The organism is Corynebacterium drakensteinense (assembly GCF_041224285.1).
Classification (GTDB): domain Bacteria; phylum Actinomycetota; class Actinomycetes; order Mycobacteriales; family Mycobacteriaceae; genus Corynebacterium.
The window spans coordinates 112,975-128,248 of the sequence record NZ_JAXOFP010000001.1; the positions used below are offsets into that span (position 1 = coordinate 112,975).

The following is a 15,274-nucleotide window of genomic DNA, read 5'->3' on the forward strand; positions in this document are numbered from 1 at the left end:
TGAATGACTGAAAGAAAGAAAGATTGCACTGTGGATACTCAGACTTTCTCGTATAATGCGTGGGTTCAAGCTGGAAAACTGTTGTGCCAAAAAATTCTGTCTGAATTGTCTTATGAACAGATAATTTCTCCAGAGCCTGTAGCACAGCACCCTTCTCAACCGGAGCCTCCGACGAAATATAAGGGTATGGCGCCCTGGCAGGTGCTGATTGGTAGGTATCGGTATGTATTTTGGGCTCGCGAAGGAGTTTTAGGTACCTGGGTGGTCGACGAAGCATCTATTATCTGTTTTGATACCGATACAGAAGATAAATGCCTGCTAAAGGTTGAGGACCCAACCGAACTGATAATAAACGCGCAAGAAATATTAGCTTTAGAAGGAGTGCGGCTCGGCGAATTATTGCGGGAGCTAATTGATACGAGACACTATGAAGCTATGCGTCTCGAACGGAAACCCAGCGTAGAGAAGGCTTTAGAACTTGACTACAATGTGATGGAAAAGCATCTTCCGGGTCATCCTCGAATTATTATCAATAAAGGCCGCGTCGGCTTTTCTTTCGAGGATATGCTCCGTTATTCTCCAGAAACTCAAAATTCGTTTCCACTTCGATGGATCGGTGTACACAAGACCATTGCTGAATTTGGCAATATGGATGGTTTGAGCGCGTGCAATTTTTATGAGAAGGAACTGGGCCCCGTCCAACACCAAAAGTTCCGTCAGAAAATTTCTGCGCGCTGCGCTCAGTCTGAGGAGCGTGTTGCTTCCGACTATATTTTGGTTCCTGTGCACCCCTGGCAGTGGCAGAATATCATCGCTGTTTGGTATGTAGAACAACTGGTTAATGGCGATATTATCGACCTAGGAGAAGGCGAGGACCTGTATGCTCCGCAGCAAACAATTCGCACCTTATATAATCGGACTTCCTCAGCAAAAGCGGATGTGAAAACTGCCTGTTCCGTGCGAAATACTCTCGTCTATAGGGGGCTGGATAGAACAGCCACGAAAGATGCCCCATTGCTGAATGATTGGCTGCGACAAATCCACGAAAGCGATGATGTGCTATCGACTGATTTCCGCTTCGACCTATTATATGAGGTTGCCTCGGTTTCAGTACGACACCCGAAATTCTCGCAGTTAAGATCGTTGCCCTATTGGTATCAAGAGTCTTTGGGGGCGCTATGGCGAGCACCACTAACATCGTTCCTGGAACACGGTGAGAAAGCCGTTTCTTTGGCGACACTGCCTTACGAAAGCAGAGGAGGGTCAGTAGTCGCCTATATGGTACGTGCTTCGGGGCTTACTCCCGTGGAATGGTTTTCGCGTTTGTGGCGCCTAATTTTGCAGCCAAATCTGCGTTGGTTTTACTATCATGGTGTGGCGTTTTGTCCTCATTCCCAAAACTTAATACTCGTGGTTGACGAACAATATCGTCCCCAGAGAGTTTTGATTAAGGATTTTGCACAAGGGGCAGACTTAGTACAGCCATTAGACGGAAAGTCCTTTGCAAGTCATGATAAATTGCCAAAAACTGTGCGGAAAAATCTGCTTGCATGGGACGCATCGCTGATGGCACAGGCGTTTTTCTCCTCAATATTTTCGGGTCAAATCAGATTCTTAGCAGAAATTGCATGGGATCAGCTGGACTTGGAACGTACCACGATGTGGGACATTATCCGAAAAAATTTCGAGGAATTTTTTGAACAAAACCCAGCTGCTACCTCAATCGTTGGCAGTGAATGCTTCTATGTGGAAAACCTGGAACGGGTCTGCTTAAACCGTGAGCAGTTGTCGGGAGAAGGATTCAACCGTGTGGACAGAGATGAAGAATTCGATGTGAGGTACGGAGTAGTGCCTAATCCCTTGTTAGGTCCTGACTCAGAGGGGCACCGATGGTAAACACACGCTTATTAGGTCCGGCCTCTTTGGATGAGCGTGAGATACGTGCACGCGAAGTACTGAAGAAGCATCCTGACTGGAAACGTTTAAGACTAGTTGTGCCAGATCATCATAGCCGTTTGATATGCCAGGATCTTTCTGGAATCTATGGAACCCAAAACTTGGACTCACTGGCGCATGGATTTTGTTCCTATGTTTTCACGTGGGATCTGGACAAAAACATGTTGCAAGGAAACGGCTTCGATTGTGATGATTCATATGGCGATGTCTGCGTCAAGCCAGATTGGTCAACGCTGATCGCTGATCCGTTTGACGATGACTTGGCGTGGGTTTTCGGAGATTCGGAACACCGATTGTCTCCACGGAAATTTCTCCGGGATTCTTTAGCGGAATTAGAAACATTCGGTTTTGTCCCTTCAATAGGAATCGAACACGAATGCGTCCTATTGCAGGAGTCCGGAGAACCTTTGACAAAACATGGTCTAGACTACTCGTTGTTTTCGGCGCATGCTGCCTTAGATTTTCTGGGAAGTTTAACCTCGAGTTTAAGCAACATTGGTTTAGAAGTGGAGACGTACCGAGCAGAATGCCATCCGGGGCAAATAGAAATCGTATTAGCCCACCGCAACGCCTTAGCAGCATGCGATGACGCGATGCTCTTGCAGCACTTTGTGCGTCAGCATGCTGTGAATCGGAAATTAGAGGCCTGTTATTTACCGGCACCGCGTACCGGATGGGGCAATTCTGCGCATGTGCATATTTCTTTGAATCCATTGCTTAAAGATAGCGAGGGCGATATGGATTTGATGCAGAATCTTCAGCGCTTTACTGCTGGAATACAGCGTTATCTACCGCAAATTATGTCTGTGGTGGTGCCTACTCGAAATGGCTGGGTGAGGTTTAATTCAGGACAGTTTGTCGATAATCCACTTAGGGTTGGTATTGATTCCAGAATAGATGGATTACGGATTTTGCCTGGTGATATTCCGCGGGTTGAGTTTCGTCTCTCAGGCTCCGATGCCCAGTTACATCTGCTAATTGGAGTGCTTGTGCGGTGTGGTTTGGAAGGTATCCGAGAGCAGTGTGAAATTAACCCAGAGCCTTTGGACAAATTACCCGACAATTTAGATCAAGCATTAGAGCTTTGGCAGGATAGCGAGGAAACACGGCAAATAATCGGGGCAGAAATGCATGGACTTATTTCAGCATTGTGTAAAGCCGAGCTGGAAGCTCATGGCTCAGCAGTAACGTCTGTTGATGTACAACGAGAACGGTTGCGTGCGTGATCCTTAAGCAAAACAAGATTTGTGAGTTGCTGACTGTTCCGTCGATTCGGAGCATCTTGCTATGGTCAATTCCTGCGCGTCTGCATTTGTCTGCGACTAGTATCGCGATAGTGCTTTTATTGCTGGAGCGTACAGATTCCGCTGCAAAAGCCGGGATTATTGCTTCAGGATTGGTTTTAGGACAGGGGATAACCGGACCCATTAGAGGGGGTTATGTAGATAACCATCGAACATCTGTTGTACTAAAGGTCACTAGTATTGCCTATGGTATTGGGCTAATCGGGCTGCCTCTTGTGTTGTCGGAATCATTGTTTTCCGGTTATCTCTTGGTTTTTCTCGTTGGGCTGATGTGCCCACCATCGACTCAAGTTTCTCGTGCAAAACTTGCACAGGCCACTGCAGATACAGAGTGGAATAGAGTTTATGCGTTACAATCTGTTATTAACGAACTGGTGCTAATTTGTGGTCCTGCTTTGGTGGCATTCGTCGTAGCCGTTTTTTCTCCTTCGATTGCGATGCAGGTATCTGGGGCAATAGCTATAATTGGTGGACTTGGTCTGGCTCGTTCATGTAAATACTTCGGGATAGACCATCCCCCTTCGAGCAGTGCTGCGAATCAGTCACGGGGACGGCTCAGCTCAGCTGCGTGGCGAATAATTGTGAGCGTGGCGGTTTTGGTGGCTTCGTTTACGTTGATCGATTTGTCTCTACTTTTTTGGTCAGGAAATTCTGGAGAGAGTGCTTTAGGGGCAATACTTATTGCTATATGGGCGGTCGGTTCGATGGTAGGCGGGATTATATCGGGTAGTAAAGAGCAGACTTACAGTCTAATAATCCCATTTTTAGCAGTAGTATTCTTGACTGCTGTATTGACGGTTATGATGTATATTTTTCAGGCCAATTCTCAAGGCTTGCTGCTATTAGGTACTGTTTTATTGGTTCATGGGGGATTTATCACTCCATGCCTGGCCAGGCTGTATTCGTCCTTAGCTGTGTTGGCGGGGGCTGCGCGTGCTCGTGCTTTTGGCTGGCAAGCAAGTTTTACGACAGCTTCCGGAGCAGTAGCGAGTGCAATCGGCGGGGCGGTGAGTGAATCTCACAGTCCTTATATGCTAATTGCAGTTGCGACTGTGTTGTTGGCTGCAGTGTCTTTGTGGGCACCGCGAATTAATAATGAAAATACAGTAAAGAGTGTTTGATGAAATTAACTGTATCGAAAAATAACACTAGAAAAAATTCTAGGAAAATTCCCACGGCAGTCGTGTGTATGTTGCTACTATGTGCGGTTTTATTGCTGTGCATCGGCAGTCTAATTTTTGGTGCAAAGCCATTATCATTATCTGCGTTACTACAGGCTACCCCAGGTAATGATACAGAAGCGGCGTTAATAGTCTGGGATTTACGTGCTCCGCGCACACTGATTGGCCTCATAGTTGGGATGGCCCTAGGAATTGCTGGAAGCTTGTTGCAGGGGCTGACGCGAAACCCGGTTGCTGATCCTGTGCTCTTAGGAATTGGTGCTGGTGCAGGACTTGGAATAACCGGGGCAACTTTTTTGCTGCACGTTTCCACCATCACATCAACCGTGTGGTTTGGACTACTCGGTTCCTTCGTTGCAGCAGTGACTCTGGTCGCTATTGGCCAAAGAATAGGAACGGGCATGTCCGGGCTGACCCTTATCTTGGGTGGAGTAGCAGTGCAAGCAGGGTTCATGGCTATTTCTAGTGCTCTGATTATTTACGATCAGCAGTCTTTGGGCACCTATCGCTTATGGACTGTAGGTTCATTGGCAGGACGTCCTACTGCAATATTCTTGCCATTGCTTTTGCTACTCGTATTAGGTTTAGCAATAGCGCTCTACACTGCGATTAAGCTGAACATACTGGCGCTGGGTGATGAAATCGCTGTCAGCATGGGCGAAAACGTACGAAGAATCCAGTTGTTTGGTTTTTTAGCTGTGGCCATATTGACAACCGTTGCGGTTGCTGCGGCAGGCCCCATTGCATTCGTAGGGCTGATGTGCGCCCATTTAGCTGCCTTGGCTGGGCAAGCAGATTGGCGGTGGAACGTGGCGCTGGCTGGTTTGTTGGGCATGTGCGTTGTGTTGTTCGGTGACATCGTGGGCCGCCTTATTGCTCAGCCGGCAGAAGTGCCAGCCGGCATAGTTTTGGCGCTTATTGGGGCCCCTTATTTCATTATGCAGATTAAGAGATCAGGGGTGAGGACGTGATTGCACTCCAAGCTCGCAAAGGTAATCTTCGGCCCTTTTGGTCAACGACTGGGTTAGCGGTGGCACTGCTTGCCGGAATAGTTGTTTCTATCGCGGTGGGAGAAGAATATTTTTCGTTGATGACAGTTATTCAAGCCCTTGGCGGAGGTGGGGATTCGCACACGAGTTTTGTAGTTCGTGAGCTCCGTTTCCCACGCGCAGCAGTAGCCGTTGTAGTCGGAGCTGCTCTCGGGCTGGCTGGGATGGTGCTGCAATCGATGTCGCGCAACCCGCTGGCAAGTCCTGATGTGCTGGGTATCGTCACTGGAGCTGGAACTGGGGCAGTTGCTTTAATCGTGCTCACTGGTGACTATGGTGGCATTTCCGGTAAGTGGGCAGAAGTCGGGTTGCCGGTGGCGGCCTTAGCCGGCTCTTTGCTGGCAACGATTCTATTGTGGATTTTAACGCGGAACGAATCTGTCATCCGGGTTTTGCTCATTGGAGTGGGTATGCAAGCTATGTTTGGCGCGCTAACATCCTGGCTCTTGCTCAAAGCTTCTATTGTGGATGCAGGGCGGGCTATCGTGTGGTTGACCGGTTCGTTGAATGCGGTCACGATGGCTAATGTCTATCCTTCCTTGGTGGCACTCGTGGTTTCTACAGTGGCTGTTCTCGCAACTTATCGTTCATTAATTGCGTTATCCCTAGGGAATGAGACTGCCATTGGTTTGGGCGTGTCTATCAACCGCACCCGATTGATATTGCTTCTGGTCTGCGTGATTCTTTCTGCAACAGCGACCGCCGCGGTAGGCCCCATAGCCTTTGTGGCCCTTGGTGCTCCGCAGTTAGCGCAGAGGCTTTATCGCAGCATTATTCCACCGTTATCTGGGTCAATATTATTTGGCGGGTGCTTGGTTGTCTGGGCCGATTGGATTGGGCGGGCTTTGTTTGAGCAGTCGCTGCCAGTGGGGGTAGTAACTGCTGCATTGGGGGCTCCATTATTAGTTTACCTCGTAATTTCTAGTACCAGAACAGGAGAATAGCATCGTGGGATCGCGTTTGGAGGTTAAAGAATTAAGCGCTGGATACGGCGACGATAAGGTATTGGACGGGGTGGATTTAGCTATCGTCGATAATGCTGTTACAGCAGTAATTGGGCCTAATGGCTGCGGAAAATCTACGTTGGTCAAGGCTTTGGGGAGAATCTTGGAGCCAAAAGAGGGCGGCGTATATTTGGATGGACGTTCTTTGCGATCGATAAATACCAAGGCCATTGCGCGTACGGTCAGTATTTTGCCGCAGAACCCGCAAGCCCCTGTCGGTATTACAGTGAAAAAATTAGTGAGCCGGGGCAGATTTCCGCATCAAAAATGGTGGGGTGCTAATACCGAACACGATGCACAGGTTATTCGAGAAGCATTGCGCACAATGCGGCTGGAAAAACTTGCTGATGAGCCGGTGACTAATTTGTCAGGTGGACAGCGGCAGCGCGTCTGGATTGCGATGTCGCTAGCGCAAGAAGCAGATATTTTGTTATTGGATGAACCCACAAACCACCTTGATCTCATACACCAATTGGAGATTATGGAGCTGTTGCGCAGCCTGCCAGCGGATCACCGAACGGTCGTAGTGGTGCTGCATGATTTAGCGTTGGCAGCGCGTTATTCAGATTACTTAGTGGCTATGCGGGATGGCGTGATCGTCTCGCATGGCCGAACGGAAGATACCTTCAATGAACAATTATTGTTGGATACCTTCAGTTTGGAATCAAAGATTTACAAGGATGAACCCACGGGGCTACCAGTGGTGTTGCCGTTGGCAGCAAAGCTCGAGTAATCATAAACTCGCGCTTAATCCGCCACCAATGGTTCCATGGTCAGCTCTGGGTGTTCTTTTTGTATGAACGCGAGCTTCCATTTATCGCCGAACAGTGCGATCAATTCGCCGTCAGTGCGAGTGAAAATTTCCACTCCGCGTTGGCGGCCTAATTCTTCGGCTGAGGCCGCGTCGGTGCGTCGTGCTACCGAATAGGGCACGGGTTCGACGACGGTTTCCACGTTGTATTCGACTTCCATGCGCGCTTGCATGACTTCGAACTGCATCGGGCCGACGGCTGCCATCACGGGGGCAGCATCGCCGCGCAGTTCGTTGCGCAGGATCTGCACGACGCCTTCGGCATCCAGTTGCTCCAGCCCTTTGCGGAATTGCTTGTATTTGCCCAGTGATTTTGCCCGCAGGGTTTGGAAGCTTTCCGGAGCGAACTGCGGCATTGGGCGGAACTGGATCTTTTTGCCCGAATAGATGGTATCGCCGGGAGCCAGCGATCCCGCGTTGACCAATCCGACGATATCGCCAGGGTAGGCGGCTTCGACGGTATCGCGGGTGCGGCCGAAAACGGTCAGCGCATATTTCGTCGAAAAGCTGCGCCCGGATTGCGCGTGCGTGACCTGCATGCCGCGTTCGAAGACGCCGGAGACCACGCGCATGAAGGCTAGGGTGTCGCGGTGGTTGCGGTCCATGCCGGCTTGCACTTTGAATACCACTCCGGCGAAATCGTCGGCCACCTCGCGGGTTTCGGCGATGGCCCCGGTGGCCTTTTCCACTACCTTGGGGTCGCACTCGCGGCTACTTGGTTCTGGGGCGATTGCGCACAACGTGTCCAGGATTTGGTGTACGCCAAAGTTCAACATCGCGGAGGCGAAAATCAACGGCGAGGTCACACACTGTTCGAATAAATCTTGATCGTGTAGCGCGCCATCGGCAGCCAAAAGCTCAGCTTCTTCCACTGCCGTTTCCCACGCCTCGGCTTCTTTTTCGCCAGCTTGCTCCGGTGAGTAGTGCTCCTCCGGTGCGATGGTGGAACCACCGGCGGTGCGGATGAAGTGGATGTAGTTATCAGCCTCACCGTCGTCGTTAATGTGGGCGAGCCCGCGGAAGTCACCGGCTTCACCAACCGGCCAGTACAGCGGTGTGGGTTGAAGCTGGATTTCGTTGACGATTTCGTCGACAAGCTCTAAAGGCTCGCGGCCAACCCGGTCCCACTTGTTGATCACTGTAATAATCGGCAAACCGCGAGCTTTACACACGCGGAATAGCTTCAGTGTTTGCGGCTCTAGGCCCTTGGCGGCGTCGATGAGCATGACTGCCGCGTCGACGGCAGTGAGAACGCGGTAGGTGTCCTCCGAGAAATCGGCGTGTCCGGGGGTATCGACCAGGTTGATCACATACGGTTCGCCGTCGTGGCCTTCCGGGGAATAGTTGAACTGCAGCGCGGAAGAGGCCACGGAAATGCCGCGGTCTTTTTCCATGTCCATCCAGTCAGACACGGTGGCTTTGCGGTTTCCTTTGCCGTGCACCGCGCCAGCTTCGGTGATGATGTGCGCGTGTAGTGCCAGAGCCTCGGTCAGTGTTGATTTACCCGCGTCGGGGTGGGCGATCACAGCAAAGGTGCGGCGGCGCGAGGCCTCGTGGGCAGGGGAGGAAACAGCAGTGGTCATGGTTGAACAGTCTAATGGTTTGGTGATGTGCGTGCCGAGGTGGATCGGGTTTTTAGGAATACCAAGAAGTTGTTTAGAAAGATGTTGTTGACAGGTCAACTAAAGTCGTTTTATTGTTGTTGTATCAACTTCGTTATTTCTAGGAGGTAATCGTGAATATTGGTGTCTTTATTGGTTCGATCCGTGCAGGCCGCGCTGGTGAAGCGATCGGCCACTGGGTGCACGAGCACGCAGCTAGCCGCAATGACGGCCACAACTACGAAATCATCGACCTGCAGGATCACGACCTGCCATTTTTGGCCGCAGATACCGTCCCTGCCATGGCCAATGGTGAGTACGGTGATCCGAAGACCCAGCAGTGGGCCAAAGTAATCGCGCAGTATGACGGCTTCGTTTTTGTGACTCCGGAATACAACGGCACTGTACCTGGCCCAATGAAGAATGCCTTCGACCAGCTTGGCCAAGAGTGGCAGGGCAAACCAATCGGTTTCGTCGGCTACGGTTACTCGCAGGCTGGTAAGGGCTCGACCGCGACCTGGCGTACCGTCGTCAGTGGCATGCTGGATATGCAGCTTGCCGACGAAGACGTCAACATCGACCTGAACACTGCATACCCAGAAGATGCCAACGGTGAATTCCGCGCAAACGACGCGGAAAAAGCTGGCTTGGACAAGATTTTGGATCAGGTCACCACGGCTGGCGCTAACAGCTAGTTAGCGAGAATGAATCTCGTTTTGCGCGGCGCCTAGCCCCCGAGCCACGATCAGTCGGGCAGCCTCGGCGCCGGTGGCAATAAACTCATCGAAACCAGCCCCTGCTGGTACTGGGCCCAGAACCCAGGCAATGATGTCATTTCCTTTCCCAGGGTGGCCCACCCCCATACGTACACGGGGATAGTCGCGGGTGCCCAGGTGCTCAGTCGTCGATTTTAGGCCGTTATGCCCGGCTTCATTTCCGCCTTGTTTGAGGCGGATTTTGTGCTCTTTCAGGTCTAATTCATCGTGAATAAGCAGCACGCGCTGCGCGGGGATGCCTAAACGTTGGGCAACTTCGGCAATCGCCGGGCCAGAATTATTCATAAAGCTCGCAGTCCGCAGCACCAAGGCGGTGTTCTCGCCTGCTTCGATGGTGGTGCCGAAAGCCTGCACATCTTTAATAGGTTGCAAGGTCTCGCCGTGTTCGGCCAGCAGATCGTCGACCACCATATAGCCCACGTTGTGGCGTGTGGCCGCATATTTTTGCCCCGGATTACCCAAGCCGACGATTAGCCACTCGGCGTTGAGGTCAGCAAGATTTAATACCGGTTGTTGGGTAGTTGCCCTCTGGTATCCACCGTCGGCAGGGTTAGCGGCTGGGTCACCTTCACCGTCGGCGTTGCGGCCGAATACTTTCGATAACAAGTCGCGCACAATATTCACCCGCCCAGTGTCTCATTATTGCCGGGGTTTTCTCTACTAGCCTGGGTGCTATGTCGAAAGTTTTGAGTCAGCTGGATACCCGAATTCTCATCGCGCCCATGGCCGGTGGGCCGTCGACCCCAGAGTTGGTCACTGCCGCAGATCAGGCAGGGTCCTTCGGCTTTCTGGGGTTGGGCACGTTGCCGGTGGCGCAGGCGCAGGAGCTCATCGACGGCATGGGCGATGGCGTGCGCTATGGAGTGAATTTGTTCGCCCCGCAGGATCCGCTGGAGATCACCGCCGAGGTGCGCGAATTTCATCAACTGTTGCAGCGCGAGTACGGGGTAGCGGAGGCACTGCCAGAACCCGATTACACCAACGGCTGGGAAGGCAAGCTCGAGGCCGTGTTGGGCGCGCAGAACCCACCTGCGGTGGTGAGCTCCACGTTTGGTTGTTTCAGTTCTGCAGAAATCCGTCGGCTCCACGATGCTGGGATCGAGGCCTGGGTGACAGTAACCACCGTTGAGGATGCGTTGAGCGCGCAAGATGCCGGTGCAGACGTGCTGGTCGTGCAGGGCCCAGCAGCCGGCGGGCACCGCGGCACGTGGTTGGTCGAGGAACAGCCATCTGGTCTGGGCTTGGGTGATCTCATCGAAACCATGTCGCTGGCTGGCGTGAACGCGCAGTTAGTGGCCTCTGGTGGCGTGCGCACCGCAGACGACGCTGCGACGTTGTTGCGTTTACCACGAGTAAAGGCGGTCAGCTGTGGTTCGGCATTTTTGCTTGCCGACGAAGCCGGCACGAGTGAGTTTAACCGTCGCCTGCTGCGCGCTGGTGGCGAAACCGTGGCTAGCCGGGCGTTTTCCGGGCGGGTAGCCCGCGGACTAGAAACAGAATTTTCCCGTGCGCATGGCGACGATGTGCCCGCGATGTACCCGTTGCTGAATCCGTTGTTGGCGCCGCTGCGTGAGAAGGAAGATGAACGTATGGCCTATTGCTTGGTCGGCGAAGACGTCGACAAGCTCGCTGCGGGCAGTGTGGCTGAGATCCTTGCCCAATTACGGGGGTAGTAACCAAAATCCGGGTAGGATGTGGGTTGTAATTTTGAACCCCGATACCCCCGCGTAAAGGAAGTTGACTGTGAATCAGCCCGCCGAGGTAGGACACCAAAACTGGAACGAACGCATCGCGCTGGCGCAGGAGATGATCCCACTGATCAGCTCGTTGCACCGCAACCACAACGTCGTCACCTCAATTTTTGGTCGTCTGCTGATTAGTGTCACAGACATTGACATCATCAAAGCGCACGAGCGTGCTCATCAGGTCATCGAAGAGGATTTACCGCTGGAGCAGACCCTTCCTGTCCTGCGGGAGCTGACCAAGATGGACTTGGGAACCGCTTCGGTTGACGTCGGACGACTGGCCGTCGGTTTTGCACAACCTGGTTCCGATGATCTTTCCGGATACCTACATCAAGAGCTGGAAGAAGTCATCGGCGGACGCACCAACGTCGAGCCCACCGACGTCGTTCTCTACGGCTTCGGCCGTATCGGTCGTCTGCTCGCGCGCATTCTCGTCGAACGTGAAGCCTCCTATGGCGGTGTGCGTCTGCGCGCTATCGTCGTCCGCTCCAAGGGCGAGGGTGACATCATCAAGCGTGCTTCGCTGCTGCGCCGCGATTCCGTGCACGGTGAGTTTAACGGCACCATCTCGGTGGACGAAGAAAACAGCATCATCTGGGCCAACGGCACCAAGATCCAGGTCATCTACGCCAACTCGCCGCAAGAGATCGACTACACCGCATACGGCATCAATGACGCCATCATCGTTGACAACACCGGCGCATGGCGTGACCGCAAGGGCCTGTCGCAGCACCTAGAGGCCAAAGGTGCCGACCGTGTCGTGCTGACCGCGCCGGGCAAAGGCGATATCCCGAACGTCGTCTTCGGAATCAACGAAGACAGCGTGACTGCCGACGATAAGGTGCTTTCCGCGGCATCGTGTACCACCAACGGCATTACCCCGGTGCTTAAGGCACTCGGCGACCGTTACGGCGTTGCGCACGGACACGTAGAAACTGCGCACTCGTTCACCAACGACCAGAACTTGATCGACAACTACCACAAGGGTGACCGTCGTGGACGCGCTGCTGGATTGAACATGGTGCTGACCGAAACCGGTGCAGCCAAGGCCGTGTCGAAGGCTCTGCCAGAATTCGAAGGCAAGCTCACCGGTAATGCCATCCGTGTTCCCACCCCGAACGTATCCATGGCTGTATTGAACCTCGAGCTGGAAACCGAGGTGACCAAAGACGAGGTCAACGACTACTTGCGTAAGGTAGCGCTGCTGTCGAACCTGCGCCAGCAGGTTGATTACGTCAACGACCCAGAATTGGTCTCCTCTGATTTCGTTGGTTCGGTCAAAGCCGGCGTCGTCGATGGCTTGGCGACGATCGCTAACGGCACCAAGCACCTGGTGGTATACGTCTGGTACGACAACGAAAACGGCTACTCCAACCAGGTAGTACGCTTCGTTGAGGACATTGCGGGCAAGCGGCCACGCGTGCTGCCGCACCGTACCCCAATCAGCGAGCTTTAAAACTGGAATAGGCCACGCTGGCTGGTTCGCCAGTTAGCGCGTGCAACCGGCGATGAAGAAAACCGCGGGTTCCGGATTGCCGGGCCCGCGGTTTCGCTGGTCGTGCCTGTGAAGATTTTGCTGAATTAGCTTTCGAGCTGAATGGATTCAAAGCCCAATACGGGCTGTGTCTCGGTAGTTGATGTACCTTCATGCTATAAAGCTAAAGAACTAGGAAGCAAAGCAGAGACTGCGACCCAAAAAATTCGCCAAGCATACCCATAAAAATGGCAAGGGGGATGCTTTCCGTCACTGCTACTGGAGTGGATTGATGACTTTACATTTGAGGTTTGGGCAGGGTAAAGCGTTTCTTGCGTTGTCTTTGATGGCATTCTTGGTGGCTTGTTCAAGCGAAATTGAACAAGCGTTACCAGCTGCAAGTGAATCTGGGGGGCCGGTTACTATCTCGGTTCGCGATGCTTATGGTCAGCATTGGGTAGAATTTGGTGTCCAATGTCCATACACCAGTGCTGATGATATTTCCGAACATCTGGGTCTGGAGCCTGATGAGGCTTATGACTTAGGCAGCTACGACACTCGAGAGGTGGTGTACCTGAAAGATGCCGACGGTGACGTTGATTTTGACGTGCTCAATAGGCTAGATGTTACTTTGTGCTCCCATAGGGCCCCGGAATACTTTGGTTATCGTGGATGGTTACCGGCAGACCTGCCTCTGATTTTTGAGGTTAATTATGATGGCTGGGCCCTCACAGGGGTGGGTGATACAGCCACGGAATAGATCATTCTGTAGCCTAAGTAGCTATACACCATGCCTGCCATTTGTGGGCAGTGGGTAAGCTCACCGGTAATGCTATCCGCGTGCCAACCCCGAACGTATCCATGGCTGTATTGAACCTCGAGCTGGAAACCGAGGTGAGCAAAGACGAGGTCAACGACTACCTGCGTAACGAAAACGGCTACTTAACCCCCGGCTGGTGCGCCAGTTGGCGCGTGCAACCGGCGATGAAGAAAACCGCGGGTTCCGGATTGCCGGGCCCGCGGTTTCGCTTGTCGTGCCTGTGAAGATTTTTTGCTGGATTAGCTTTCTAGCTGGATGGATTCAAAGCCCAATACGTCGACAGACATGCCACGCTTTTCATCTTCGACATGGTTGCCTGCTGGCCGTGCATCAGCCCATTTTTGGTAGTTTTCCTGGCTGTCCCACCGGGTGATAACGAAGTAGCGATCCTCACCGGCGACGGGGCGCAGCAACTCAAAGCTTTCAAAGCCTTCCGCCTTGTCGACGCCTTTTGCGCGTTGCGCAAAGCGCTGCTCGATTTCCGGGCCAGCACCTTCAGGGAAGGTAAGGGCAGAGATGTTGACGTAGCTCATGGATCATCCTTTCTACGGTTGGATTCATCCACCATTTTAGCGATATTAATCTGGTGGGGAGTGTGAAATTCAGCAGAAATACTGTGATATTTTGCGGCGAACTGCTCGCCGTAACCTCGTCGTTTGGTTGGTTCTAGCTCGGTTTCCGGGCCACCAAAGCCACACCGCGCAAGACATCGCTGTGTTCGTTGAAAAGCTTGCGCATTGCCAACATGCGGCGCCTGGCATCCTTATCGCGCAAGGCATTTTTCATGATTCGCAATGTACCCAGCAGGCCTTCGTCGGCAAGATTGCGGCGCATCTTTAGCAGCGCCATTGGCGCGGTATCTGTCCATTCGACGACTAAGCCAGCGTTTTCGAGAAGCTCTGTCCACTCAACCACGGTGAGCGGGCGGGCATTAACCTTAATCACGCGCGCGAGGTTTTTGCGCAGCTCTGTCTTGAATTCATCGTCAAGGTCGTCGGGTTGCAGGCCGAGCTCATGAATCGCATAGCGTCCACCTGGTCGCAACACCCGCACGGCCTCGTCAACGATCTTTTGCTTGCCGGTGGGCGACTGCATCGTCAGCATTGCCTCACCCAGCACCACGTCAGCGTGAGCATCGGGCAAACCAGTATCCGCGGCATCAGCGTGCACCATGCGTCCGGTGTCTTTGACGATCTCACCGGTAATGCGTGCGGCATCTTCGTCTTTTTCCACGCCGACATAGCTGGCGGGTTGGAAACTTAATAGTTCGGTGGCGGTGCGCCCCAAGCCCGGTGCCAACTCGACGACATCAGCATCAGTAAGGTTGGCATTCTTGAGTAACTTGCGGGTGAGTTCCAAACCGCCTGGTCGTAGCACTCGTTTGCCCAGCCGCGCGAGCAGCCAGTGGCCGGGTGCATCTTCTGCACGACGCTGCGCATAGGGAAGTGGATTGTCCTGGTGTAAACCGTGAGTCATGGTGGATTCCTTTCTCGAAGGCCCACCTACAACGGACTAAGGCAGATGCTTGCAGATACTATAAGGCAGGCCTAATG

Annotated in this window: 14 protein-coding genes and 2 pseudogenes; 12 read left to right on the top strand and 4 right to left on the bottom strand. The window is 52.8% G+C overall.

The genetic code is table 11. The features are described 5' to 3' along the window. Positions 1 to 3 precede the first annotated feature (3 nt). From U1140_RS00525 to U1140_RS00550, 6 genes are read left to right on the top strand one after another with little or no spacing between them, the layout of a single operon-like run. Positions 4 to 1,896, top strand: coding sequence for an IucA/IucC family protein (locus U1140_RS00525; RefSeq protein WP_369845483.1), 1,893 nt, complete (start codon positions 4 to 6; stop codon positions 1,894 to 1,896). Then, positions 1,890 to 3,182, top strand: coding sequence for a type I glutamate--ammonia ligase (locus U1140_RS00530; RefSeq protein ID WP_369845484.1), 1,293 nt, complete (start codon positions 1,890 to 1,892; stop codon positions 3,180 to 3,182). The genes U1140_RS00525 and U1140_RS00530 overlap by 7 nt, the downstream gene beginning before the upstream one ends. Further along, positions 3,179 to 4,381 carry an MFS transporter gene (locus U1140_RS00535; RefSeq protein ID WP_369845485.1) on the top strand — a complete coding sequence of 401 codons (1,203 nt, stop codon included), beginning with the start codon at positions 3,179 to 3,181 and terminating at the stop codon, positions 4,379 to 4,381. Before U1140_RS00530 ends, U1140_RS00535 begins: the two co-directional genes overlap by 4 nt. Then, positions 4,381 to 5,412: a FecCD family ABC transporter permease gene (locus U1140_RS00540; RefSeq protein WP_369845486.1), complete on the top strand. Its 1,032-nt coding sequence runs from the start codon at positions 4,381 to 4,383 to the stop codon at positions 5,410 to 5,412. Before U1140_RS00535 ends, U1140_RS00540 begins: the two co-directional genes overlap by 1 nt. Then, positions 5,409 to 6,434: a FecCD family ABC transporter permease gene (locus tag U1140_RS00545; protein WP_369845487.1), complete on the top strand. Its 1,026-nt coding sequence runs from the start codon at positions 5,409 to 5,411 to the stop codon at positions 6,432 to 6,434. The genes U1140_RS00540 and U1140_RS00545 overlap by 4 nt, the downstream gene beginning before the upstream one ends. A gap of 4 nt (positions 6,435 to 6,438) precedes the next feature. After that, on the top strand, positions 6,439 to 7,227 hold the full coding sequence (locus U1140_RS00550; RefSeq protein ID WP_369845488.1) for an ABC transporter ATP-binding protein: 789 nt from the start codon (positions 6,439 to 6,441) through the stop codon (positions 7,225 to 7,227). Positions 7,228 to 7,241: 14 nt separating this feature from the next. Here the strand turns inward: U1140_RS00550 and U1140_RS00555 are convergent, their stop codons facing one another. Next, entirely contained in the window at positions 7,242 to 8,888 is a 1,647-nt protein-coding gene (locus U1140_RS00555; RefSeq protein ID WP_369845489.1) for a peptide chain release factor 3, read from the bottom strand. A gap of 152 nt (positions 8,889 to 9,040) precedes the next feature. Here U1140_RS00555 and U1140_RS00560 point away from each other — a divergent pair, with 152 nt between their 5' ends. Beyond that, the gene (locus U1140_RS00560) at positions 9,041 to 9,601 is read left to right on the top strand and encodes an NADPH-dependent FMN reductase (protein ID WP_249620530.1); all 561 of its coding nucleotides are present in this window, start codon (positions 9,041 to 9,043) and stop codon (positions 9,599 to 9,601) included. On the opposite strand, the gene pth is transcribed toward U1140_RS00560, so the two are convergent. After that, positions 9,602 to 10,306, bottom strand: a complete 705-nt coding sequence (gene pth, locus U1140_RS00565) for an aminoacyl-tRNA hydrolase (RefSeq protein ID WP_369845490.1) — start codon at positions 10,304 to 10,306, stop codon at positions 9,602 to 9,604. A gap of 50 nt (positions 10,307 to 10,356) precedes the next feature. On the opposite strand from pth, the gene U1140_RS00570 reads away from it, so the two are divergent. The 5 genes and pseudogenes from U1140_RS00570 to U1140_RS00585 form a co-directional block, all read left to right on the top strand. Continuing rightward, the gene (locus U1140_RS00570; protein ID WP_369845491.1) at positions 10,357 to 11,355 is read left to right on the top strand and encodes a nitronate monooxygenase; all 999 of its coding nucleotides are present in this window, start codon (positions 10,357 to 10,359) and stop codon (positions 11,353 to 11,355) included. A gap of 64 nt (positions 11,356 to 11,419) precedes the next feature. After that, a complete protein-coding gene (locus tag U1140_RS00575) occupies positions 11,420 to 12,883 on the top strand; it encodes a glyceraldehyde-3-phosphate dehydrogenase (RefSeq protein ID WP_369845492.1) in 1,464 nt (487 codons plus the stop codon). 229 nt (positions 12,884 to 13,112) lie between these two features. Then, positions 13,113 to 13,187: pseudogene (locus U1140_RS11370) on the top strand (DUF6973 domain-containing protein); the annotation flags it as partial. Between the two features lie 6 nt (positions 13,188 to 13,193). After that, on the top strand, positions 13,194 to 13,661 hold the full coding sequence (locus U1140_RS00580; protein WP_369845493.1) for a hypothetical protein: 468 nt from the start codon (positions 13,194 to 13,196) through the stop codon (positions 13,659 to 13,661). Positions 13,662 to 13,714: 53 nt separating this feature from the next. After that, positions 13,715 to 13,828, top strand: a pseudogene (locus U1140_RS00585) (hypothetical protein); the annotation flags it as partial. 132 nt (positions 13,829 to 13,960) lie between these two features. Here U1140_RS00585 and U1140_RS00590 read toward each other — a convergent pair. Next, complete coding sequence (locus U1140_RS00590; RefSeq protein ID WP_369845494.1) at positions 13,961 to 14,254, bottom strand: antibiotic biosynthesis monooxygenase family protein; 294 nt, start codon at positions 14,252 to 14,254, stop codon at positions 13,961 to 13,963. 133 nt (positions 14,255 to 14,387) lie between these two features. Then, positions 14,388 to 15,197 carry a methyltransferase domain-containing protein gene (locus tag U1140_RS00595; protein ID WP_369845495.1) on the bottom strand — a complete coding sequence of 270 codons (810 nt, stop codon included), beginning with the start codon at positions 15,195 to 15,197 and terminating at the stop codon, positions 14,388 to 14,390. Positions 15,198 to 15,274 lie beyond the last annotated feature (77 nt).